The organism is Siminovitchia terrae (assembly GCF_003605405.2).
Classification (GTDB): domain Bacteria; phylum Bacillota; class Bacilli; order Bacillales; family Bacillaceae_C; genus Siminovitchia; species Siminovitchia terrae.
The window spans coordinates 38,985-61,980 of sequence record NZ_QYTW02000016.1; the positions used below are offsets into that span (position 1 = coordinate 38,985).

The following is a 22,996-nucleotide window of genomic DNA, read 5'->3' on the forward strand; positions in this document are numbered from 1 at the left end:
AAAGATACCCATGAAAGGTCTCTGTTTATCTGGAATATTCTGAAAATATTATGTAAAGTCAACAGGAGGTATCTTTTCAGTGAAAAAGACATGGAAAGTTTTATTTCTTTTAGCTGCTGCATTTTCATTGGTGATGGCCGGATGCGGCAACAGTTCGTCAGATAAAGATAAAAAGAAAAAGGAAACAGCGTCGGAAATGCGCGTCGCCCTTACTGGTCAGCCGCCTACGATTGATCCGATGATGACACCGGGAGCATCGACCAAACAAGTAGCAAGACATATCTTCGAACAGCTCCTTACATTAAATTCTAATTTTGAGCCTGTCCCTATGCTTGCGGATTCCGTAGATAAAAGTGACGATGGAAAAACATATACTTTTAACCTCCGTAAGGGCATTAAGTTCCATAATGGTGAAGAAATGACTGCAGATGATGTTGTGGCATCAATGAATCGCTGGATTGAACAATCCTCGGTTGCAAAAGCGACTTTTGGAGATTCGCAATTTGAAAAAGTTGATGATTATACAGTTGAATTGAAACTGGATGAACCGACATTAGATACGTTGGAAGTTATTGCTTCACCAAAACAATTTTCTGCGATTATGCCAAAAGAGGTTATCGAAAAAGCAGGTAAGGATGGAGCGAAGGAATACATAGGAACTGGACCTTTTAAATTTTCAGAATGGTCACAAGATCAATTCATTCATTTGACTAAATTTGAAGATTACAGTTCTTTGGATACTGAGGCTGATGGTCTTTCTGGAAAAAAAGAAGCACTTGTTGATGACCTGTATTTTGATATTGTGACAGATCCAGCAACTAGATTGGCTGGTTTACAAACCGGTCAATATGACGTTTCGCTTTCGGTATCAAATGATAACTATGAGCAAGTACTTGGTGATGAATCTTTAAACACTTATAAAGACCTATATGGCAATATAACGCTTGTATACAACAAAGAAAAAGGCCCTTTCACAGATTTTAAATTGAGGGAAGCTGTAAATACAGCGATCAATTCAGAAGAGGTTATGCTAGCAGTATTTGGTCACTCCGACCTTTACGAAATTGATGCGGGCTATATGAATAAAGCACAAACAAACTGGTACAACGATAGCGGTAAAGACGTATACAACCAAGGTGATACAGCTAAAGCCAAAGAAATGTTGAAAAAAGCCGGCTATAACGGCGAGGAAGTACGGCTGATGGTCACACGCGATTACGATTACCAATATAATGCAGCGGTTGTATTGCAGGACCAGCTGAAAGCGATTGGGATAAATGTAAAACTAGAAGTGTATGACTGGGGAACTTTGTTAGAGCGTGAAAATGATCCAAACAATTGGGATTTACTCGTCATCGGTTTCTCAACAGTTACCACACCTTCCCAAGTTTTATATTTGACCAATAACCAACATGGATTTACAAATGATAAAAAAATAGCAGAACTGCTTGATAGCATCAAGACATCCAACGATCAGGAGAAGGCTAAAGCCTTATTTAAGGAACTGCAGGATTATGGCTGGCATAAATATCTTCCTGTTTCCAATATAGGTTTCCATTATGATTTTATTACCACATTAGATAAGGTTGACGGCTTCACAGTCTTTGATGGTCCAGTTCTCTGGAATACAAGTGTGTCGAAATAACTCATCACAAGAGTTGTCTTTCTTCTAGAGACAACTCTTTCAAGTTAATTTTTCAATGAAGGAGAGTCAAAATGACATATAAATTGATAAAGAACGGAAATTTGATGGACGTCAATGGTGGAACAACAGTTGAAAATGCAGCTGTATTACTGCAAGACAATACAATTGTGGGTGTTGGACCGATTGGTCAAATTAAGCAAGTCGATGATGCTGAAGTAATTGATGCTGATGGGGGATACATTCTTCCGGGATTCTTTGATTCGCATCTTCATTTAACTTTTCAAGTGGGGAGCATGCAGGAGAAGATACTTACACCATTTTCAATGAAATTCTATAAATCAATCTCGTTTATGCGTAAAACATTGGACGCTGGTATTACTTCTGTTCGAGATGCAGGAGGAGCTGATGCCGGCCTTAAAGCTGCCGTTGAACAGGGACTTGTGGCAGGTCCTCGTATGCAAATTAGTATCAATGCTTTGACAACAACAAGTGGGCATGGCGACTCATGGAACTTATCCGGCATTGACACGACTACACCTAGCTATCCTGGAATGCCAAGCGGTATTTGCGATGGTACGGAAGAGGTTCGCAAAAAAGTCCGTGAAATCTTCCGTGCAGGGGCTGAGGTTGTCAAGGTGCATGCGTCTGGCGGGGTGTTAAGCCCAACGGATCATCCTGAATTTACGCAGTTTTCGCAAGAGGAACTAGAAGTGATTGTTCAGGAAGCACGCTTCAGAAAGAATTTGAAGGTCATGGCTCATGCACAGGGGGCAGAATCCATTAAAAATGCGGTTAAGGCAGGTATTCATTCAATAGAACACGGTATCTTCTTGGATGATGAAACGATTGAATTGATGCTAGAAAATGGTACCTATTTGGTTCCGACACTGCTTGCGCCTGTTTCAGTTTTGGAAACTCCTAACTTGCCAGACTATGCAATGAAGAAAGCAAGCGAAGTAGCAGATATTCATCGAGAAAGCATAGCGAAAGCACACAAAGCAGGAGTTAAAATTGCGATGGGAACTGATGCCGGGTGTTTCCCGCATGGTACAAATCTAAGAGAGTTGGAATTGCTGTGTGACATTGGAATGACTCCTATGGAGGCTATTCTTTCAGCTACAAAAGTTAGTTCGGAACTTTTGGGATGGGAAGATCGCCTAGGCTCAATAGAAGCAGGAAAATTAGCTGATGTCATAATTGTAAAAGAAAATCCACTTACAAATATTAAAGCCCTACAAAATACAGACAACATACAGGTTGTTATCAAGGATGGCATTATACAAAAGGATATAAGAGTTGGTTCTGCTATTGTAACTTCAAATTAAAGATTAAAGCCGTTTGTTAATAGTCAGGAACTTCTTAGTATTTTAAAGGGGTCCTGGCTTTTGACTTGTTTTAACTTCATTCAGCAGCAATCTCCCACTTCTGTAAGTGATGAGATGAATGCATTTGGTATTCCATTCAGTGGGGGTTCAAACCCGGCTGAATAAAGTCAAAGCCTCCGGTGGATGCCACAGATTTTATCGAGCGGAGCTCGATAATCTGGGCGCAAATACGCCAAGGAGCATTTGATGTGTTTCGCATAATGCACAAGTCAAGCACACTAAAAAAGATGGGCAATTTATCTTTTGACTCTAATATTTGCAATTCCTCAAAGGAAAATAGACTTTCTTGTAGAATATACAAAGTGACTTCCTCCTAACGGATTTTGTGGTTTGTCATTTCAAAATTCTATAAATAAAGGGTGAAGTACTTTTTATGCCTTTGGAAAGCCTTAGGGATCTTGATGTAGAAAATGTGAAAAATGCTCATTATAAAATAAATGACTAAATTAAATCTTTTAAAATATTTTCTAATGTAAGCGTTGACAATGAATGTATACTCAGTTTATTATTACTTGTAATACTGGTCCTACCAGTTGAACAGGTTTTATTTCTCGTTTCTCTTCTATTCTAAAAATAATAGCTTACTAGTCAGAGAGGAGCACATTATGGGGTTTCTTGTTTACATACCACAAGATATTGAAGAAGAGGGAAAAAAGTACTTAACGGAAAAAGGCTATGAATATAAGATTGGGTCCGGCCTATCACAAGAGACGCTTATAAACGAGGTGGAAGAATGTGACGCGATTCTCACCAGATCTAATGCGATGATCAATGAAAGTGTCATCAAAGCAGGAAAGAAACTTAAAGTGATAGCCAAGTATGGAGTTGGGTTGGATAACATCGATGTTAAGGCAGCAACAGAAAGAGGCATTTACGTAACGAATACTCCCGAGGCAAATGCAAATGTTGTAGCGGAACACGTTATGGCGTTTATGCTGGCTCTATCTAAAAATCTACTATCTATGGATAGGGAGCTTCGAAAAGGGAATTTTGCTTACCGCAGCGAGCGTTTTAGTGTCGATTTGGAAAATAAAACCCTGGGAATTATCGGACTCGGAAGAATAGGACGTTTGGTAGCAAAAAAAGCACATCATGGCTTTGATATGAAAGTGATCGGATACGACCCATACATATCAACATCAATTCCAGGAATAGAAAAAGTCGATGACTTTGATCAAATATTTATAAACTCGGATTTCATTAGCCTCCATCTTCCATTGACTGAGGAGACAAGAGGGATAATTGGCAACAGCCATTTTAAATTAATGAAACCTTCCGCGTACTTCATTAATGCAGCAAGAGGCGGTGTCATAAATGAAAGCGTTTTAACAGACGCTCTTGAACAAGGAGAATTTGCAGGAGCTGGAATCGATGTTTTTGAACAGGAGCCGCCAGACAAAAATAATCCACTTTTTCAACTGGAAAACGTAATTTTAACACCACACAGTGCAGCCTTATCGAAAGAAGGAGCAGGTAGAATGTCGTTGCATGCGGCGATGCAAGTGGATCAGGTTCTTAAAGGAGAGGAACCCAGTTGGTCTGTAAATAAAGCGTTAAGCAAAAAAGCATAAAGTTGAGGTTTTTTGGTCCTACCAGTTCTACCTGTTTATGCTTTGGCTTTTAAAGGAGAAGCAAATGGACAATTTATTATACAGTGACATCGTAAGAGAACTTGAAAAGAAAATAATGACAAACGAATTAAAGGAAGAGAGCAAGCTTCCATCGGAAAGAGAATTGGCTGCGCACTATGATGTCAGTCGAAATGTTGTTAGAGAAGCCCTAACGGAATTGCGTGTAAAGGGGCTGGTTACAATCAAGCCCGGCAAAGGCGTTTATGTGACAAAGCCAAACGAAGACATCGTAACTGAATCCCTTCACAGGGTATTGCATTCCAATGATGTCACTCTTGAAAATATTTTAGATGTGCGTGAAAAACTTGAAATCATGATCATTGAGCAAGCTGTTGAAAAAGCAAGTCCATCCTGTATAAGTGAACTGAAAAAAATCTACGGCCAAATGGAAGAAAATAAACATTTGGTTCATAAGTATATTGAAAATGATGCCGAGTTTCATTTGAAGGTTGCCAAAGCCACCCAGAATAAAGCTCTGTATGTACTTATACATTCTTTTTTTGACTTGACTAATAGGGAACTCTTTAGAATTACTACCTATACGCCGGCAAGTGTATATGATGCTCAAAGACAACACGCTTTATTAATCGATGCCATTGAAACTAAAAATCGAGAATTGGCTGTTTCTGTTATTAAAGAACATATGGGATTGTTAAGAGAAGAAATAAAAATGTTAAGAGGGCAGGGGGTTTTGAAAGAGGAGTGAGGATGAGTGTTTGGAACAATGCAATTGATATCAACCCGACGATTCTAACGAGTGTCACTCAGGAAGTGGATATATTTATCATAAAACATTCGGGGCGGTTGCCCGATCATTTCATTCTCTTCTGAGGAGAACTATTAAATATAGTAAATCAAGATGAGTATGGGATTGCATTCGCATATCTGAAAAGTTGAAATACGAAATGTCAGTGTAAACGATCTGCCTCCAGTTGTCATTCAAAACCCGTTTGGATATGGGCAAAGAAAGGGGGCACCACGGAATCGAGGTTTATTTGGAAGAGAAAATTGGTGTCTATCAAGTGTAAGAGGTGAGAGTAGATTGTGGAAGCTCGAAGAAATTGAACAAAAGATGGAAAACCTAACGGTGGAGCTTGTTAATGTATACAGCGTGAACGGAACCTCAGGTGAAGTCGATATTGCCAACAAGATAGAAAGTAAATTGAGGGAATTTTTCTACTTCAAAAACAACCCGGCCAAAGTCTGGACGAAAACGGTCGAAAATGATTCTCTGGAACGCAAAAGTGTTTTTGCATTATTAAAGAGTGAGCAACCATCCAATAAAACGATTCTGCTCCATGCACACTCAGACACAGTAACGGTAGATGATTTTGGTGAGCTGAAGGAGTTCGCGACCCAACCGTATGAATTAATGTGGAAATTGAAAGAGGTTCATTTGGCACCGGAAGTGAAAGCCGACTTGGACTCAGGTGACTGGTTATTTGGACGAGGGTCAGTTGATATGAAAAGCGGAATGGCCGCACATCTTGTTGTATTGGAGTACTTGTCTGAAAACAGGGATGCTTTTTGCGGAAATATCTTATTTATGGCAAATCCGATTGAAGAAACGACCCACGGCGGAATAATAGATGCCTTGTCGGAGTTGGAGCGTTTACAATCAGAAGAAAAAATGGAATTCGAATGTGCGATTAACACAGACTTTGTAGGTCCTTTATACAGTGGGGATACAACGAAATACATTCATTTAGGATCCGTAGGAAAGCTTCTTCCCGCCTTTTATGTTAAAGGCAAGGAAACACACGTAGGACAAGCGTTTGAAGGATTGGACCCCAACCTGATTGCTGCAGAACTGACCCGGCGGATTGATTTGAACTCGGATCTGGCGGATGAGGCGGAAGGAGAGGTGACACAGCCACCAGTCACATTGAAGTTAAAAGATTTAAAGCCTAGTTATAATGTCCAAACGCCTTTTGCAAGTTTCGTATATTTCAATTATTACGTTCATCAGATCTCTCCTGATAAAATACTTGATCAATTGGCAGGAATTGCACAGGATGCGTATGAGAGTATCATCAAAAAGCTGAATGTTGAATATAAAAAACATTGTGATCGGTCTGGAAATGAATACAAACAGCTTCCTTGGAAGGCAAGGGTGATCACCTATTCAGATTTATATAATCAGGTATACGGCTTATATGGGGAAGAAGTGAATACCCGGTTAAATAGAGTATTGGATCAATATTCTAAAAAAATGGATCCAAGGGAAGTCGGCCGGATGATGGTTGAGGAACTATTACTATTGGACAAAGACCAATCACCTGTGATTGTACTGTTCTTTGCAAGCCCTTACGTTCCACGAAACTTTGTAAAAGGTCATACAGAAAAGGAAAGCAAACTGTTAGAGGAATTGAATGCGCTAATTGAAAAGACTGAAGATGAAACCGATGAAAAATTCGCCATACATAAGTTTTTTCCATCTCTTACGGATAGTAGTTATCTATGTTTAGATGACACAGATGAAGAGATTGACGTTCTAAAACAAAATTTCCCTGGAATGAACACTTTATATCCTGTATCCATTGAAAAAATAAGAAAGCTGAACATTCCGGCACTTAACTTTGGAGCGTGGGGGAAAGATGCCCACAAAATGTCGGAGCGGGTCTATAAACCCTACACATTCCGTACAGTACCAACGCTTATACAGAGGTTTTGTTTGACAATTCTGAACAAGAAATGAAAATTTCTTAGAAAGGAAATGGATTTCATGATATTAATCACAATTGATGAAATGCCTGGAGATCATATAGACCGCATTAAGCAAATAAGTCAAATGGCTGTTTATGTGGAGGGGGATTTGGAAGCTTCTTCTGTCCCTCTTGAAAAGGTGGAGATATTAATTACCTATGGAGGTGGAATAAACAGCGACTTATTAGATAGAATGCCTGCTCTTAAATGGATTCAAGTATTTCAAACCGGTGTCGAGCACATACCTTTAGAAGAAGTGCACAAGCGGGGAATTACTCTCACAAATGTCAAAGGAATATATGGGACGCCGATGTCAGAGTATGTCATGAGTTTCGTTTTATACATCACACGTCAAATTCCAAGATTTGTGCGGAATCAAAAGTTACATAAATATGACCGAAAAGAGCTAGTAGGTGAAGCTAAAGGCAAAACGATCGGCATTTTTGGAACAGGAATGATTGGGCAGGAAGTGGCAAAAAAAGCCAAGGCTTTTGATATGACTGTGCTGGGATTCAATACTTCCGGAAGATCTGTTCCATACTTTGATAAGACGTACACATGGGACGGGAAAAATGAAATGTTAAGACAATGTGACTTTATTGTCCTTCTGCTTCCCGAAACAGCGGCAACACGCGGTTTTATTGGGAGGGATGAACTTAAACTGATGAAGGAAGATGCTTATGTTATTAATATAGGCCGGGGACCTTTGATTAATGAATGCGCATTAATTGAAAGTGTTGAAAAGGGAGAAATTCAAGGTGCTGCTTTAGATGTTTTTGATCAAGAGCCGCTGCCAGAGGATAGTCCTTTGTGGGATGTTGAAAATATAATCATTACACCACACTTGTCAGGCAAAACGGTCCGCTTTTTTGAACGATGCTTAGATATCTTTGATGAAAACTATCAAGCTTATTGTGATAAAGAAGAGCTGGCTTTTGCAGTTGATACTCAACGAGGATATTAGTCCAAGGCTATTTTTACTTAAAAAGGAAGTAAGTTTTACCTGGGCGGGATCAACTTTGTTTATTACGTTCGTTGGTAAGAATCCACTTGAAGGGCCCGCTTACTTGCGGAGAACAAAATAATCCATGTACTTGCTTTTCCACGTAACACCTTATTTTTCTTTAACAGATAGGGGAGTGTTGGATCATTTTGAAACCAGATTTAATTTTGCATGATGGAACCGTTGTTACTATGGATGACAAAAATAATGTATTCGAGGCAATAGCAGTGAAAAACGGAAGGATTGCAGCGGTTGGTTCAAATGAAGAAATTTTAAAATTAGGCAGTACAGATACAAAGATGGTCAACTTAGATGGAAAAACAGTTCTTCCAGGTTTCATTGATGCTCACCAACATATGTTTAGTTTCGGTTTCAATTTGCTTTATGTTGATTGCAGAACATCTTCTATTGAAGAAATGGTATCCGCGATTAAAGAAAGAGCAAAGGCAAGCAGACCGGATGACTGGATTATTGGCTGGGGGTATAGTGAATCTTATTTTAAAGAAAAACGGAAGCCTACAAAATGGGATTTTGATGGAATCGATCATCCTATCTTCATTACAAGGTACTGTTGCCATGAAGCGGTTGTGAATGAAAAAGCATTAAATATAGCTGGAATAAGAAATAATTCTATTGTAGTTAATGGAATCATCGAAAAGAATGATCAAGGTGAAACGACAGGCGTGTTGGTGGAGAATGCAAAAGGTTTAGTAGAGAAAGTGATGCCTACTTATACTAAACAGCAAATGAAGGAAGCTATCAAACTTGCAAATGAACATTATGTTAAAGACGGAATCACTAGCGTACATGAGGCGGGATTGGGCTTCTTCACTAATGCATTCGAGGAGTTTGATGTACTTCAGGAAATGAGTGAGGAAGGAACGCTTGATGTTCGGATGTATTTGATGATATTAGGTGAATCCTTTGATGAATTTATCAAAGAAAGAGCATCAATGGAATGGAACGAAAAGTTAACATTGGGTCCATTGAAGTTATTTACAGACGGAACGCTTGGCGGTAAAACAGCCGCTGTAACGAAAGATTTCAAGGGTTCACCTGGTGAAAAGGGCATGCTCCTTTATTCATTTAAAGAGCTTGAGAAATTGGTTGCCAATGCTCATAAGCAAGATAAGCAAGTTTCAATCCATGCAATCGGCGATCGCGCGATTAACCTGGTATTGGATGTATACGAAAAAGTTCAGTCTGATTACCCGCGAGTGGACAATCGGCATCGCATCGAACATTCGACTGTTACGAATCATAAAATACTTGCACGAATGCGTCAATTAGGAGTTATTCCAGTACCTCAACCTGCACTTGTTCACATTATGGGTGATATGTATGCTGAAACTTTGGATGTTCCCGAAGCAAATAATGTGTTTGCCAATAAAAACTTTATTGACTATGATTTAAAACCTGCAGGAAGTTCTGACTGTCCAGTGATTCCTAGTTCACCTTTACTTGGGATTTCTTCGGCAATGAGCCGAAAAACGATAAGTAATAATGTGTTAGCTCCTGAGCAAAGATTGACTCTTTATGAAGCCCTAAGTATGTATACAATCAACGCAGCGCGAGCTTCATTTGAAGAGGACATAAAAGGAACTCTTGAAGTGGGGAAATTAGCAGATATGACGATTTTACCGTCGGGCTTTTTGAAATTTTCCGCACAAGAAATAAAAGATGCTGAAGTTGAGATGACCATGATTGAAGGGGAGATCGTCTTTAATAAAGCTCTCTGTGAGGCTAGAGTTGTCCAATGACAATTTAACCTAAAAGACGGGGAAAAACCTTCTTTTGAAACCGCTTTCTAAAACCTGGCAATGTAAAATTAGAATACCATTGATTGTTGTATCAAAATAACACCATCTTAGGGGGGATCATTCTGAGACTCTATATATTACAAAGGTTGCTGTCACTTATTCCAGTGATGCTCGTTGTCGCGGTGGTTGTCTTTTTCTTAATTCACCTTACCCCAGGGGATCCGGCATCCATTATCCTTGGACCCGAGGCACTACCGGAAGATGTAGAAAAACTTAGAGAAGAGTTAGGCCTTAATTTACCGATCATTCAACAATTCTTCATTTGGTTAAGCGGTATATTTAAGGGTGACTTGGGCTGGTCCCTCTTTATGGACATGCCTGTTACAGAGGCTTTTTTCAGCCATTTGGGTCCGACTCTGTCATTAGCGATTTTTGCTCAGATTATTTCAATCGTGATTGCGATTCCATTTGGCATTATTGCTGCAACAAGGAGGGGGACGGCGGTTGATCAGTTTTTCATGGTCTTTGCGTTACTTGGAATCTCCATCCCAAGTTTTTTATTGGGGCTCCTGCTCATCCTGGTCTTTGCTGTCAAGCTGCACTGGCTTCCTGTCGCAGGGTATCAACCATTAAGTGCAGGGCTTTTAAATCACTTGAAGTTTCTTATTTTACCCGCAATTACGTTAGGAGCAATCCAAGCAGCACTTATTGCGCGTATGACTAGATCTTCCATGCTAGATATTTTAAACATGAACTATATCAAAACAGCGCATGCCAAAGGCTTAAAGGAAAGGGTTGTCATCTTTAAACATGCGTTTAGAAATGCCTTTATTCCAATATTAACTGTCATTGGCCAATCTTTTGGAACGCTGGTCGCTGGTGCGGTTGTTACTGAAGCTGTTTTCAATTTGCCAGGGCTCGGTCAATTGATAGTGAACTCTATCCAACGGCGAGATTTTGTAGTTATACAAGGGACTGTCCTGTTAATCGCTGGTGCATACGTTTTAATTAATCTGATTGTCGACTTACTATACGGTATCATTGATCCCAGAGTGAGGCTTAACAGAAAATAGGGGGTGAGGGAATGATTACAGAAGTAAAAAATATCGTTGAACCAACTTTTATGGAGCAAAAAAAGGAAGCCAACAAAGAGAGGCGTGCTCTGCTGATTAGGCGGATTTGGGCAAACAAGCTTGTGATGGTTGGTGGTGCGATTATTTTCTTGATTGGTTTGGTTGCGCTTATATCACCGGTGATCACTCAGTTCACTCCTTACGATTTGGAAGCTACGAATCGCCTGAAACCGCCAAGTGCCACGCATTGGTTTGGGACAGACAATTTCGGAAGGGATATATTCAGCCGGGTCGTTTATGGGGCGAGAGTTTCCTTGACTGTCGGTCTTTCCGTTGCATTAATAACGGGCTTCCTGGGTTTGTTTATCGGTATGTATTCCTCATATTATCGGACATTGGACCATGTCTTAATGCGGATTGCAGATGGATTGATGGCCTTTCCCTCGATTCTTTTAGCAATTGCTATCATGGCGGTGATGGGACCGAAGCCTATTAACGTAGTCATTGCTATTGCGATTGTAGAGACCCCGATTGTTGCGCGGGTGGTCCGTTCTACTGCACTTGTAGTGAAGGAACAAACATATATTGAAGCAGCAAAAGCACAAGGGGCAAGCTCATTGAGAATCATCTGGCAACACATTGCACCAAATGTAATGACGCCGTTGATTGTCCAAATCACTTACGTCTTTTCGGTTTCAATGATTATAGAAGCGGCTCTAAGCTTTTTGGGAGCAGGGATACCTGTTCCGGAACCTAGCTGGGGAAACATATTGTTTGATGGGAAAAGTGTTATTCAGACTGCTTGGTGGATGACTGTATTCCCTGGACTGTTTCTTTTGCTAGCAGTACTAGGCTCCAACTTACTTGGTGACGGGATCCGTGATTTGCTTGATCCTCATTCGAATAAAGCAAAGAAATAATAAACAGCAGAGGATATCTTTTCAAACGAGGTGGATGTAGGATGTCTAATCAGTCTTTATTAGAAATTAAAAACCTTAAAACATCATTTTCTACAGAAGCGGGTCCCGTTACTGCAGTTGATGGAGTGTCCTTCTCGGTAAAAAAAGGGGAGACAGTTGGAGTTGTGGGAGAGTCCGGCTGTGGAAAGAGTGTAACCGCTTCTTCGATTTTGAGGTTGTTACATGAAGGCACCACAAAATATGAAGGCGAAGTGCTCTTTGAGGGGAAAAACCTATTGAAGTTGAGTAAAGAAGAGATGCGTCACATTCGTGGAAATAGAATATCGATGGTATTTCAGGATCCAATGACTTCCTTAAATCCAGTACAGACGATAGGGGATCAAATTGCGGAAGCAATTATCATCCACCAAAAGGTAAAGAAAGCGCAAGCCTATAAAAAAGCAATTGAAATGCTGCGCCTGACTGGAATTCCCGCCCCAGATAAAAGGGTGGATGAATACCCTCATGAAATATCTGGAGGCATGCGCCAAAGGGTATTGATCGCAATGGCACTTTCCTGTAAGCCGAATGTCCTTATTGCGGATGAACCTACAACGGCGTTGGATGTAACGATTCAAGCACAAATATTGGATCTGATAAATGATCTCAAAGAAGAATTAAATATGGGAGTCATGATGATTACCCATGATCTTGGGGTAGTGGCTGAGGTTTGCCAGCGCGTGGTCGTGATGTACCTTGGTCAAGTGATCGAAGAAGGAGACGTGGCTGAGATATTTGCTCGTCCGCTGCACCCATATACGAAGGGGCTTCTCAAATCGATTCCGCAGCTGGACGGAGACCGTTCAGAGAAATTGCATGTCATCCAGGGAGTTGTTCCACCGTTAACAGACGTTCCTCCGGGTTGCCGTTTTGCGCCGAGATGTTCGTTTGCTGATGAGCAATGCGCCAGTCAAGCGCCTGAATTGCAAGAAGTGGGAGGCAGACAAAAAGTGAGATGTTGGCACTTCGAGAAGATTATGAAAGAGGAGGAGCACCATGTTGCAACAGTATGAGAAAAAGAAGCCTCTCTTGCAAATAAAACATCTAAAAAAGCATTTCCCGATCAGCAATCCACTAGGTAAAACGGTCAATCATATAAAAGCGGTGAATGACGTAACTTTTGATCTATATGAAAAAGAAACCTTAGGGCTTGTTGGAGAATCGGGCTGTGGAAAAAGCACAACAGGCCGAACCATCTTAAGGCTAACGGAACCTACTTCCGGAGAAGTCTTTTATAAAGGGAGAAATATTTTAAGGTTAAAAGAAAAAGAGTTTTTACCAATGAGGAAAGAAATGCAGATGGTATTTCAGGACCCGCATTCTTCACTTAATCCAAAAAAGAGAATCGGTTACAGTATCGAAGAGCCAATGAAGATCCAAGGAATTGGGACAAAGATGGAGCGGTTGGAAAAAGCAATGGAACTGCTGCACAAAGTGGGACTGCGCAAGGATCAATATTACCGCTACCCACATGAATTTTCAGGAGGTCAACGTCAGCGGATCGGATTAGCGCGGGCGCTTGCTGTTAATCCTCAGGTCATTATTTGTGATGAGCCAGTTTCTGCACTGGATGTTTCCATCCAATCGCAAGTAATCAACTTATTGCAAGAATTGCAGGAAGAATTTGGACAGTCTTATTTGTTCATCGCTCATGACCTCAGTGTCGTTCGTCATATTTCTGACAGAATTGGTGTGATGTATTTAGGAAGTATTGTAGAGTTAGCACCTACAGATGAATTATTCAAGAACCCAATGCATCCATATACTCAAGCTTTGTTATCAGCAATACCGATTGCTAACCCGCAGAGGAAGAAAGAGCGGGTCGTCCTTCGAGGGGATGTTCCTTCTCCAGCTAACTTGCCATCCGGTTGTGTTTTTCATACAAGATGTCCACATGCGATGGCCCGGTGTAAATCGGAAGTCCCTACATTACGGCAGGGTGCCAGTGGTCATCGGGTTGCATGTCACCTGTATGATGAATAGAAGTAGAAGAACGTGGTCGATAGATAAATATATCTAAATATTCAATTTTTAGGTTCTTTAATCCGGATATCGGATTGAACGCCTTTCTAGTCTGATACCCGGGTTCTACCACTGGATTTGATATGCCAAGTGGTTTTAAAAAGACTTTATTCTATTTTGATCTTAGGAGGAAAAAATGAACTTGATTGCGGATCTGATACTTCATAATGGGTATGTAATTACGTTGGAAGAAGATATGGAAAGCGCTGAAGCGGTTGCAGTAAAGGATGGAAGAATTATCTTTGTTGGAACTAGCAAGGCTGCACTTCCCCTCAAAGGCAAGGATACAAAGGTAGTAGATTTAAAAGGAAAAGCATTAATGCCTGGCTTTATAGAGAGCCATGCTCATCCATTAGCTTGCGGAGAATCATTTTTAGAGGTCGATTGCAGTCCTGGTACAACCAACTCCATTGAGGAAATACTATGTGCTGTCAAGGAAAAAGCCAGTACCCTCCCTAAGGGGCAGTGGATTCTTGGGCGAGGCTGGGATGATAGTAAACTGAGTGAAAAAAGGGTTCCAACACGTTGGGATTTAGATCAAATATCTCCTGATCACCCGGTATTTTTGAAAAGGACATGTGGTCATGTTGCCGTTGCGAATAGTAAAGCCTTGGAAATAGGCGGAGTAACAATGGATTCGATTGATTTACCAGGTGGACATATCCAAAAAGATGTTGTATCCGGAGAGCCGACGGGAATTTTAGAGGAGAGGGCCCAAGAGCTGATTCCTATTCCGGAGTACTCGGATGAATCCTTGCGAGAAGGAATGTTATTAGCGCAGGAACAGTTTGCCAAATGGGGCATAACAACGATCCATGATCTATCGGCTCAAAAACGAGAATTAGGAGTCTACCAGAACCTTTTTAAAAATGATGAACTAAGTGTGAGGTATAGGTTGTGGCTTTGGGCATTACCGGATCTTCATGAGCCTGGCGTATTGAATGAAGTGATCGGATTGGGAATATATAGTGGCTTTGGTGATAAGTTCATTAATGTTCAAGGTGTTAAATTCATGTTGGATGGCAGTATCGGAGGTAAGACGGCGGCAGTAAAAGAAAGCTACCTTCACAGTGATGGCAACATGGGGATTTTATATAAAAAAGAAAGTGATCTGGCGCCGCATGTGATTTCCGCAATCAAATCGAATCTGAGAGTTTCAATGCATGCCATCGGAGAAAGAGCGATAGACCAAGCGTTGAATATCCTTGAAAAAGCTGCGGAAGAAGCGGAATCCGCCGTATCCATGAGAAACCGTATTGAACATTGTACATTGGCAAATGAAGAACATGTCAAAAGATTTAAGAAGTTAGGAGTAGTTGTTGGTTCGTCCACTGGATTTCTCTATCCATCGGCTGATAACTATGTACGAGTGTTAGGTAAGGAAAGGGCGGAGAGGGTTTTCCCGCATCAATGGTATAAGAAATATGGAGTGATCGCGCCAGGAAATTCTGATGTACCGGTAGTAAGCGGAAACCCATTCTTAGGCATCTACGGACTGGTTACACGTAAAACTGAAGGGGGACTAGTTTTGGGTGAAGACCAGGGCATAACTGTAATAGATGCATTGAAGGCGTATACAATCGATGGAGCATATAGTTCCTTTGAAGAAGATATTCTAGGATCAATAAAAGAGAACAAACTTGCTGACATGATTGTTCTTTCCGAAAACCCATTGTTTATTGATCCAGAAGAATTAAAAGACATCGAGGTTGAAATGACCGTTTTTAATGGAAAGGTTACTTTTATTAAGGAAGGTACCGCGATTCATTCGTAACGCAATAGAAATAGCAGTATTACAAAAATTTAAATACTAAGTGAGGAATTCATATGCGAAGATTATTACTGAGTTTATTTATACTTGCATTGTTAGTAGGTTGTTCATCAGAAGGAGCGAGTAAGAGCAAAAGCGGTGGCAAAAAAGACGGTGACAGCACTTTGAATGTGGCATACATGGCCCAACCGCCTACCTTTGATCCGCATATGACAACAGCAGTGGCAACTCGAGATATTATGAGAAATGTATTTGAAACATTATTATCTGTAGATGAAAATAATGAAGTTGTCCCTTTATTGGCTGATTCATTTGAATTCAGTGATAATTTCCGCGACGTTACTTTTAAATTGAGGAAAGGAGTAAAATTCCATAATGGTCAAGAGATGACGGCTGATGATGTTGTCGCTTCGATGAATCGTTGGAAAACTACAAACGGACAAGCAAATGCTTATTTATCCAAATCTGAATTTGTAAAAGAAGATGATTATACTGTTGTATTGCATATGGACAAGCCATATACAATCATTAAATACCTTTTGGCGATGGACAGCAACTTTGCAGGAATCATGCCGAAAGAGGTTATCGAAAATGCTGATAAGACTGGTGTGAAAGAGTATATCGGAACAGGTCCATTTAAATTTGATGAATGGAAACAAGATCAGTTTGTAAAAATGTCAAAAAATGAAGAGTATCAATCTTCCTCTGAAACTGTTGATGGATTGGTTGGATTGAGGGAGGCATTGGTTGATGATTTAGTTATTAACTTTGTTTCAGATTCACAAACACGTATGTCTGGTATTCAAACGGGTGAATATGATGTTGCACTTGCAATTCCTTCTGATAATGTACCGCAACTTGAAAATGATCCGAATGTGAACGTTCACATTGCTCCTGGGGGTTATACTGTATTGATCTTTAACAAGAAAAAGGGACTTTTTACTGATCTTAAAGCCAGGCAAGCAGTGAATCTAGCTGTTGAAAAAGAGGCTGTGATGCTGTCTGCATTTACAAACGATCATTTCTATACACTAGAGGGAGGATTATTGGGTGAGGCATTCCCTTCATGGAAAAATGATGAAGGCTTAAAGGAATACAACGCATATGATCCGGAAGCTGCAAAAAAGCTATTAAAAGAAGCGGGGTATAATGGTGAAAAAATTCGATTGATTACCACACGTGATTATGAAGACCAATATCAGTCAGCAGTTGTAGTTCAGCAATATCTGGAGAAAATTGGAGTCAATGTAGATTTGCAAGTATACGACTGGCCTTCCTTAATGGAATTAAGGGAAGATGAAAATAACTTTGATCTCCAAGCCTTTGCATTTGCTCCGGCTACCAATCCAATTAACTTCTATTATTTAGACTCTAGGGATGATTACTCCGGTTGGTCAAATAGCCCTGAAATTGACAAATATAATGACGAGTTGAAGGTCGCTAAAACTGATGAAGAAGCGAGTAAAGCATTTGCAAGTCTTCAAAAAGCAACATGGGAGTACTTACCTGCCATCAAGTATGGGGAATATAATCGGGTAACTGTTGCACGCAGCAATCTAGAAGGATTCAAGTGGTTTAATGGTCCATTATTCTGGAACGTGGAAAAGAAATAAGGAAGTATAAATAATGGGAAGGGACATCATATTGAAGTAGGGCTATCAAACCGGCAGGGGTCCGGGGGCATGCGCTGTTGCGCTGAAAAATATTGAAATTATTGAAAGAGAGAATTTGGTGGAAAATTCTCGATTGATGGGAGAAGAACTTTTAACTTCATTCAGCAGAAGTCTCCCACTTCTGTAAGTGGTGAGATGAATGCCTATTGGTATTCCATTCAGTGGGGTTTCAACCCCCGGCTGAATAAAGTCAAAGCCTCCGGCGGATGCCACAGATTTTCAGAGGAAATTTATCGAGCGGAGCTCGATAAAATCTGGGCGTACATACGCCAAGGCGCATTTGATAAGGATTATAGGTGCTTGAAAGTGAATTTGATGTATTAGCTGACGGGCGGCCGTTGGGCTTACTCAGCGCGATAGAGTTTGATAAGGATAGGAAAACAGGAGAAAGGTTTGAAACACCTAAAGCTCCGCAAGTAGTTGAGATGGCAGGAAAACTAGGTCTTATCTGCTGGTCGGTCACATACGTTGGCACCGCCGCCTCTCATTATTAATAAGCAAGTGGAAGAAATTATTGGTATATTACGCAGAAATATTGAGAGGGTTATTTGATCAAGGCTTTAAAGTGGATCACAATCATTTTAGTAACCGGAGGAAGATAGACAAAATGAAAAAACTATCAGGCGGACATATTGTTGTGGAAGTTTTAGAGAAGGAGGGAGTAGAAAAAGCTTTCTGCGTACCTGGCGAAAGTTATTTGGGAGTCATTGACGGGCTGTATGAGCATCCGAAAATTGAATTGATTTCCACACGTCATGAGGGCGGCGCTTCTTTCATGGCCGAAGCTTATGCTAAAGCATCTGGCAAGGTTGGCGTTTGTATGGCTACTCGGGGGCCAGGTGCTACGAATCTATCAATCGGACTTCACACCGCTATGCAGGACTCAACGCCGCTTGTCGCGCTGATCGGGCAGGTGGAAAGGCCCTTCAAAGGGAAAGAGGCATTCCAGGAAGTGGACTTTGCCGCTTATTTCAGCCATCTGTGCAAATGGGCGGTCGAAATCGATACGGCGGAGCGGATCCCGGAAATTATTCATCGGGCATTTTATATTGCCCGGTCTGGAAGGCCGGGACCTGTCGCTGTTTCTTTGCCGCACGATATGCTCGAAGATATAGTCGAATACAAGGAAGGGGTTGTTTCAGATTATAGCAGTCCAGAAGTTAGTGACGAGACTGTTGAAAAAGTACTTGAAAAATTAGTTCGGGCAAAACAGCCAATCATCATTGCGGGCGGGGGTGTGATCGCTGCAAACGCTGAGGAAGAGCTTGCAAAGTTTGCTGGGAAGGTGAAAGTACCTGTTGCTTCAGCTTTCAGACGCTTTAACGTCCTTTCCAATGACCACCCGAATTATGCCGGCTGGTTGGGATTCGGCTCAGATCCTAAATTGATCGATTACATAAAGGGTTCTGACATCATCCTTTCGGTAGGAACCCGTTTCTCTCAAGTGACGACACAGGACTACACTTTAATCAGCGACCAGACTGAATTGATCCAAGTGGATATTTCCCCGGATTCGATTGGAAAAGTTTATTCAGCAGCACTTGGCGTTGTCTCCGACGCAAAGAAATTTTTACAGAAGTGTCTGGTACAAACTGAGTCTGCCCCAGACGAATACCGTGAACAAGTGGTCCAAGCCTGCCACGAAGCCTATTTGGCTTATTCAACGCCGCCTGCTCCATCTGAATCGACAGAGTTTGCGGATTTAAACGCGGTTATGGCGGATATCGTAGCCGTGGTGCCGAAAAATAGCATTTTGACAAGCGACGCAGGAAACTTTTACGGCTGGATTGCGAAATATTTCCGTTTTACGAATGAAAAAGAATATATCGGCCCAACGTCCGGAGCGATGGGGTACGGATTGCCCGCAGCGATTGGGGCCAAAGCGGCCTGCCCTGATAAAACAGTCATTTCTTTTTCGGGGGATGGCGGGTTCATGATGACAATGGTCGAGCTGGAAACAGCTGTAAGGGCAAATCTTCCGGTGATAGCAATTGTCATCAATAATAATATGTATGGAACGATTCGTGCTCATCAGGAAAAGCACTTCCCAAGTCGCGTGATAGCAACACCTCTCACAAATCCTGACTTTGCGAAAGTCGCTAGCCAGTTTGGATGCGAAGGGGAAACTGTCCGTAAAAATGAAGAATTTCTACCGGCTTTCAAACGGGCGCTTCAAAGTGACAAACCTTTTGTAATAGAGGTGCAAACAGATCCAAGCATTATGTCTGCTGCGCAGGCGGCAAAATAGGAAAGTGGTGAGGCATAATGAATTGCCACCTAATCTACAACCATATAAAAGTATAAAAAACATTTTTATCAAATAAATAACGGGGAGGAGAGGAATAGGCTTGATAGACTTTATGAATCCACGTTTAGATTCTATCCATATTTCCGGCATAAGAAAGATTGCGAGCCTTGCCGAAAAGGATCCCGATGTAATCAATATGACATTGGGACAGCCGGATTTTCCGACGCCCGAACATATTAAAGAGGCCGGAAAAAGAGCTATTGATGATAATAAAACTGCATATACACATACGGCTGGCATGTTTGAATTAAGAACAGCAGTCAATATATATATGAACCGTAAATATGGCCTTAACTACCAGCCCGAAGACGAGATTTTAATCACTGCTGGGGCAAGCCAGGCAATAGATACAGCTTTACGAACCATTTTGGAAGAAGGTTCGGAAGTCATCATTCCAATGCCCATCTTTCCTGGCTATGAACCTATTGTAAAGCTGCTGGGAGCAGTGCCGGTATACATAGATACAACTAAAAACGGATTTAAAGTTAATGCTGACATGATTAAAGAAAAAATAACTGAAAGAACACGATGCATTATTCTGTCCTATCCGTCAAACCCAACAGGACGCACCTTGAACGCAGAAGAAATCATGGAAATTGCCGAGCTGTTAAAGGAAAAGAATATTTTCATTTTGTCCGATGAAATCTACAGTGAATTGTTATATGAGAATAAACATTACTCTATTGCATCCGTTCCAAAAATTAGAGATAAAACAATTGTTATTAATGGACTTTCCAAATCTCATGCCATGACCGGTTGGAGGGTGGGAATTGCTATGGGCCCCTCGGATATCATTTTAGAAATGTCGAAAGTGCATCTTTATAATACGACCTGTGCCAGTTCCATCAGTCAGTATGCGGCATTGGAAGCTTTAACGAAAGAGACCGGCGATGTTCGGAAAATGGTAACAGAGTATAAGAAAAGAAGAGATTATATATACAGCAGATTGGTAGACGGTGGTTTGAGTGTATATGAACCCGAGGGAGCGTTTTATCTATTCCCTTCTATCAAAAATACCGGAATGACATCTATGGAGTTTGCCTTAAAACTGCTGGAAGAGGAAAAAGTGGCAGTCGTACCAGGCGATGCCTTTTCCGAATTTGGGGAAGGTTATATCAGAATTTCGTATGCTTGCTCAATGGATCAACTGGTAGAAGGATCTAACCGAATTGAACGATTTATTAAGAAATATATGGACTACATAGCTTAAGGTTAATTACGTATTAATTTTGAAAGCGTTTTAACTTCATTTAGAAGAAATCTCCTACTTCTGTAAATGGTGAGATGAAAGTATATTGGCATTCCATTCAGTGGGGGTCAAACCCCGGCTGAATAAAGTTAAAGCCTCCGGGGGATGCCACAGATTTTCAGAGGAAATTTATCGAGCGGAGCTCGATAAAATCTAGGCGCAAATACGCCAAGGCGCATTTGATACAGGTTATATGGAAGCATGTCAAGGGGGATCTAAACAAAGAGATTAGAAAGGGGAATGATTTACATGAAAACAAAATTGATGTTAATTATGGGAATGTGCCTATTGTTCATGTTGGCCGCTTGCAGTTCTGGTGAAAAATCAGAAGAGGCAGGTGCAAAAGAAGCAAACAATAAGGAAGCGACTGTCGAAACAATAAAAGATGGAAAATTTACATTTGGCTTCAGTGGGACATATAAGCCGTTTAACTTTGAAGATATTGACGGTAAATTATCTGGTTTTGAAGTCGAGTTGGGAGAGGCGCTGGCAAAAGAGATGGGATTGGAACCTAACCCAGTTGCTACACAGGATTTCGGAGCATTGATCGAGGAAGTAAACAGTGGGCGTTTGGACGCGATAATGGGCAGCATGACTATTACCGAAGAGCGTTCTGAAGCAGTTGATTTCTCGGATCCGTACTATCGCTCCGGTGGAGTTATTTATGTCCACAAAAGTAATAATGGTATCAAATCAACAGATGACTTGAAAGGTAAAAACGTAGGAGTAATTGCATCCAGCACACATGAAGAAACAGCATTGAAGTATATTTCAGAGGACACACTTGCAACGTATAGCAGTGACATCATTGCATTGCAGGATTTAGCGGCGGGCACAGGCCGGTTGGATGCCGCTATTGTTGATAAATTTGTTGGTCATTTGCAAATTGAAGACGGTATGAAAATCAAACCTGTGGGTGATAGATTGTTTGATGAAAATATAGGTGCAGGGGTTAAAAAAGGAAATAAACAATTGTTAGATGAAATTAATCGGGCATTAGCAGCAGTTATTGAAAATGGCACATACGATGAAATTAGTAATAAGTGGTTTGGAGAAAATATTTTAGAATAAATGAAATAGAAGATGCTGGTGTGCGTTGTATTACGCCGCACACTGGCTTTAAAATACTGGGGAGGGATAGCTATTGAGTTTTTGGGACTTATTAATTCAGACAATTCCCGGTTATATGGATGCCGTCAAAGCAACAGTTCAAATTACATTAGTAGGCTTAATTATAGGTCTCTTAATTGGTTTGTTTTTCGCCTTTTTAAAGGTGTCCAATATAAAAATATTAAGCATTATTGCTGATATATACATATACATTATTCGCGGTACTCCTTTAATTGTACAAATCTTTATCCTGTATTTTGGCTTGGTAGAAGTAGTAGACCTTGGTAGATTATGGGCAGGTGGGATTGCACTTGGTGTTCACAATGGAGCATACATAGCAGAAATTTTTCGAGGATCCATTCAATCTATTGATAAAGGGCAGACCGAAGCTGCTCGAAGTTTGGGCATGCCGTCTTGGCTGGCAATGAGGCGTGTTGTTTTGCCACAGGCTTTTAGAAGAGCTATTCCACCTCTTGGAAACCAATTAATTATCGCACTTAAGGACTCCTCTTTGGTTGCATTGATTGGATTCCAGGATTTGTTTAATCGGGCACAGCGGTTAACCTCGTCTACAGGAATGGCTATGGAAAACTATATTATTGTAGGAATTTATTACTTGGTATTGGTTTTAATTTTAACTTTCCTCGTTAACAGGCTGGAACATAGGCTGTCGAAAAGTGAAAGGGGGGCTATTTCATGAG

19 protein-coding genes and 1 pseudogene are annotated in these 22,996 nt (G+C 40.8%); 19 read left to right on the forward strand and 1 reads right to left on the reverse strand.

Translation table 11 applies throughout. The annotated features are described in order from the left end of the window. Positions 1 to 79 precede the first annotated feature (79 nt). Entirely contained in the window at positions 80 to 1,645 is a 1,566-nt protein-coding gene (locus D5F11_RS15360) for an ABC transporter substrate-binding protein (protein ID WP_120117033.1), read from the forward strand. 71 nt (positions 1,646 to 1,716) lie between these two features. Then, positions 1,717 to 2,970 carry a metal-dependent hydrolase family protein gene (locus D5F11_RS15365; RefSeq protein ID WP_120117032.1) on the forward strand — a complete coding sequence of 418 codons (1,254 nt, stop codon included), beginning with the start codon at positions 1,717 to 1,719 and terminating at the stop codon, positions 2,968 to 2,970. Between the two features lie 170 nt (positions 2,971 to 3,140). Here the strand turns inward: D5F11_RS15365 and D5F11_RS28160 are convergent. After that, a pseudogene (locus D5F11_RS28160) lies at positions 3,141 to 3,331 on the reverse strand (transposase); the annotation flags it as partial. Between the two features lie 304 nt (positions 3,332 to 3,635). Between D5F11_RS28160 and D5F11_RS15375 the strand changes: the two are divergent. The 17 genes from D5F11_RS15375 (at position 3,636) to D5F11_RS15450 (ending at position 22,995) form a co-directional block, all read left to right on the forward strand. Further along, the gene (locus D5F11_RS15375) at positions 3,636 to 4,601 is read left to right on the forward strand and encodes a hydroxyacid dehydrogenase (protein WP_120117031.1); all 966 of its coding nucleotides are present in this window, start codon (positions 3,636 to 3,638) and stop codon (positions 4,599 to 4,601) included. A 64-nt stretch (positions 4,602 to 4,665) separates the two neighbouring features. Further along, positions 4,666 to 5,367, forward strand: coding sequence for a FadR/GntR family transcriptional regulator (locus tag D5F11_RS15380; protein WP_185830730.1), 702 nt, complete (start codon positions 4,666 to 4,668; stop codon positions 5,365 to 5,367). 2 nt (positions 5,368 to 5,369) lie between these two features. Continuing rightward, positions 5,370 to 5,492 (forward strand): hypothetical protein, encoded by a 123-nt coding sequence (locus tag D5F11_RS27805; protein ID WP_280519759.1) that lies wholly within the window; start codon positions 5,370 to 5,372, stop codon positions 5,490 to 5,492. A 211-nt stretch (positions 5,493 to 5,703) separates the two neighbouring features. Further along, complete coding sequence (locus tag D5F11_RS15385) at positions 5,704 to 7,359, forward strand: M20/M25/M40 family metallo-hydrolase (RefSeq protein WP_221768457.1); 1,656 nt, start codon at positions 5,704 to 5,706, stop codon at positions 7,357 to 7,359. Between the two features lie 27 nt (positions 7,360 to 7,386). Further along, positions 7,387 to 8,331, forward strand: a complete 945-nt coding sequence (locus D5F11_RS15390; protein ID WP_185830731.1) for a D-2-hydroxyacid dehydrogenase — start codon at positions 7,387 to 7,389, stop codon at positions 8,329 to 8,331. A 188-nt stretch (positions 8,332 to 8,519) separates the two neighbouring features. Beyond that, positions 8,520 to 10,130, forward strand: coding sequence for an amidohydrolase (locus tag D5F11_RS15395; protein WP_120117028.1), 1,611 nt, complete (start codon positions 8,520 to 8,522; stop codon positions 10,128 to 10,130). A 122-nt stretch (positions 10,131 to 10,252) separates the two neighbouring features. After that, the gene (locus D5F11_RS15400) at positions 10,253 to 11,203 is read left to right on the forward strand and encodes an ABC transporter permease (RefSeq protein ID WP_120117071.1); all 951 of its coding nucleotides are present in this window, start codon (positions 10,253 to 10,255) and stop codon (positions 11,201 to 11,203) included. A gap of 11 nt (positions 11,204 to 11,214) precedes the next feature. Next, positions 11,215 to 12,123 carry an ABC transporter permease gene (locus D5F11_RS15405; protein WP_244861995.1) on the forward strand — a complete coding sequence of 303 codons (909 nt, stop codon included), beginning with the start codon at positions 11,215 to 11,217 and terminating at the stop codon, positions 12,121 to 12,123. 41 nt (positions 12,124 to 12,164) lie between these two features. Then, entirely contained in the window at positions 12,165 to 13,175 is a 1,011-nt protein-coding gene (locus D5F11_RS15410; protein ID WP_120117027.1) for an ABC transporter ATP-binding protein, read from the forward strand. Next, complete coding sequence (locus D5F11_RS15415) at positions 13,159 to 14,145, forward strand: ABC transporter ATP-binding protein (RefSeq protein WP_120117026.1); 987 nt, start codon at positions 13,159 to 13,161, stop codon at positions 14,143 to 14,145. The genes D5F11_RS15410 and D5F11_RS15415 overlap by 17 nt, the downstream gene beginning before the upstream one ends. A gap of 175 nt (positions 14,146 to 14,320) precedes the next feature. Further along, positions 14,321 to 15,958, forward strand: coding sequence for an amidohydrolase (locus tag D5F11_RS15420; RefSeq protein ID WP_120117025.1), 1,638 nt, complete (start codon positions 14,321 to 14,323; stop codon positions 15,956 to 15,958). Positions 15,959 to 16,011: 53 nt separating this feature from the next. Further along, positions 16,012 to 17,568, forward strand: a complete 1,557-nt coding sequence (locus D5F11_RS15425; RefSeq protein WP_120117024.1) for an ABC transporter substrate-binding protein — start codon at positions 16,012 to 16,014, stop codon at positions 17,566 to 17,568. Positions 17,569 to 17,763: 195 nt separating this feature from the next. Next, positions 17,764 to 17,952, forward strand: coding sequence for a hypothetical protein (locus D5F11_RS15430; protein ID WP_126646608.1), 189 nt, complete (start codon positions 17,764 to 17,766; stop codon positions 17,950 to 17,952). A gap of 283 nt (positions 17,953 to 18,235) precedes the next feature. Continuing rightward, positions 18,236 to 19,876, forward strand: coding sequence for a thiamine pyrophosphate-dependent enzyme (locus tag D5F11_RS15435; RefSeq protein ID WP_120117022.1), 1,641 nt, complete (start codon positions 18,236 to 18,238; stop codon positions 19,874 to 19,876). 100 nt (positions 19,877 to 19,976) lie between these two features. Beyond that, the gene (locus tag D5F11_RS15440) at positions 19,977 to 21,146 is read left to right on the forward strand and encodes an aminotransferase A (RefSeq protein ID WP_120117021.1); all 1,170 of its coding nucleotides are present in this window, start codon (positions 19,977 to 19,979) and stop codon (positions 21,144 to 21,146) included. 288 nt (positions 21,147 to 21,434) lie between these two features. Beyond that, positions 21,435 to 22,256, forward strand: a complete 822-nt coding sequence (locus D5F11_RS15445) for a transporter substrate-binding domain-containing protein (RefSeq protein ID WP_185830732.1) — start codon at positions 21,435 to 21,437, stop codon at positions 22,254 to 22,256. A 115-nt stretch (positions 22,257 to 22,371) separates the two neighbouring features. Further along, positions 22,372 to 22,995, forward strand: a complete 624-nt coding sequence (locus D5F11_RS15450) for an amino acid ABC transporter permease (protein ID WP_185830735.1) — start codon at positions 22,372 to 22,374, stop codon at positions 22,993 to 22,995. Position 22,996: the final 1 nt, after the last annotated feature.

Bases quoted from the DNA above. Each gene is read 5' to 3' on its own strand.
- D5F11_RS15365 (WP_120117032.1), top strand. From the start codon at position 1,717: ATGACATATAAATTGATAAAGAACGGAAATTTGATGGACGTCAATGGT.
- D5F11_RS15375 (WP_120117031.1), top strand. From the start codon at position 3,636: ATGGGGTTTCTTGTTTACATACCACAAGATATTGAAGAAGAGGGAAAA.
- D5F11_RS15380 (WP_185830730.1), top strand. From the start codon at position 4,666: ATGGACAATTTATTATACAGTGACATCGTAAGAGAACTTGAAAAGAAA.
- D5F11_RS27805 (WP_280519759.1), top strand. From the start codon at position 5,370: ATGAGTGTTTGGAACAATGCAATTGATATCAACCCGACGATTCTAACG.
- D5F11_RS15390 (WP_185830731.1), top strand. From the start codon at position 7,387: ATGATATTAATCACAATTGATGAAATGCCTGGAGATCATATAGACCGC.
- D5F11_RS15405 (WP_244861995.1), top strand. From the start codon at position 11,215: ATGATTACAGAAGTAAAAAATATCGTTGAACCAACTTTTATGGAGCAA.
- D5F11_RS15410 (WP_120117027.1), top strand. From the start codon at position 12,165: ATGTCTAATCAGTCTTTATTAGAAATTAAAAACCTTAAAACATCATTT.
- D5F11_RS15415 (WP_120117026.1), top strand. From the start codon at position 13,159: ATGTTGCAACAGTATGAGAAAAAGAAGCCTCTCTTGCAAATAAAACAT.
- D5F11_RS15420 (WP_120117025.1), top strand. From the start codon at position 14,321: ATGAACTTGATTGCGGATCTGATACTTCATAATGGGTATGTAATTACG.
- D5F11_RS15425 (WP_120117024.1), top strand. From the start codon at position 16,012: ATGCGAAGATTATTACTGAGTTTATTTATACTTGCATTGTTAGTAGGT.
- D5F11_RS15430 (WP_126646608.1), top strand. From the start codon at position 17,764: ATGAATGCCTATTGGTATTCCATTCAGTGGGGTTTCAACCCCCGGCTG.
- D5F11_RS15435 (WP_120117022.1), top strand. From the start codon at position 18,236: ATGAAAAAACTATCAGGCGGACATATTGTTGTGGAAGTTTTAGAGAAG.
- D5F11_RS15445 (WP_185830732.1), top strand. From the start codon at position 21,435: ATGAAAACAAAATTGATGTTAATTATGGGAATGTGCCTATTGTTCATG.
- D5F11_RS15450 (WP_185830735.1), top strand. From the start codon at position 22,372: ATGGATGCCGTCAAAGCAACAGTTCAAATTACATTAGTAGGCTTAATT.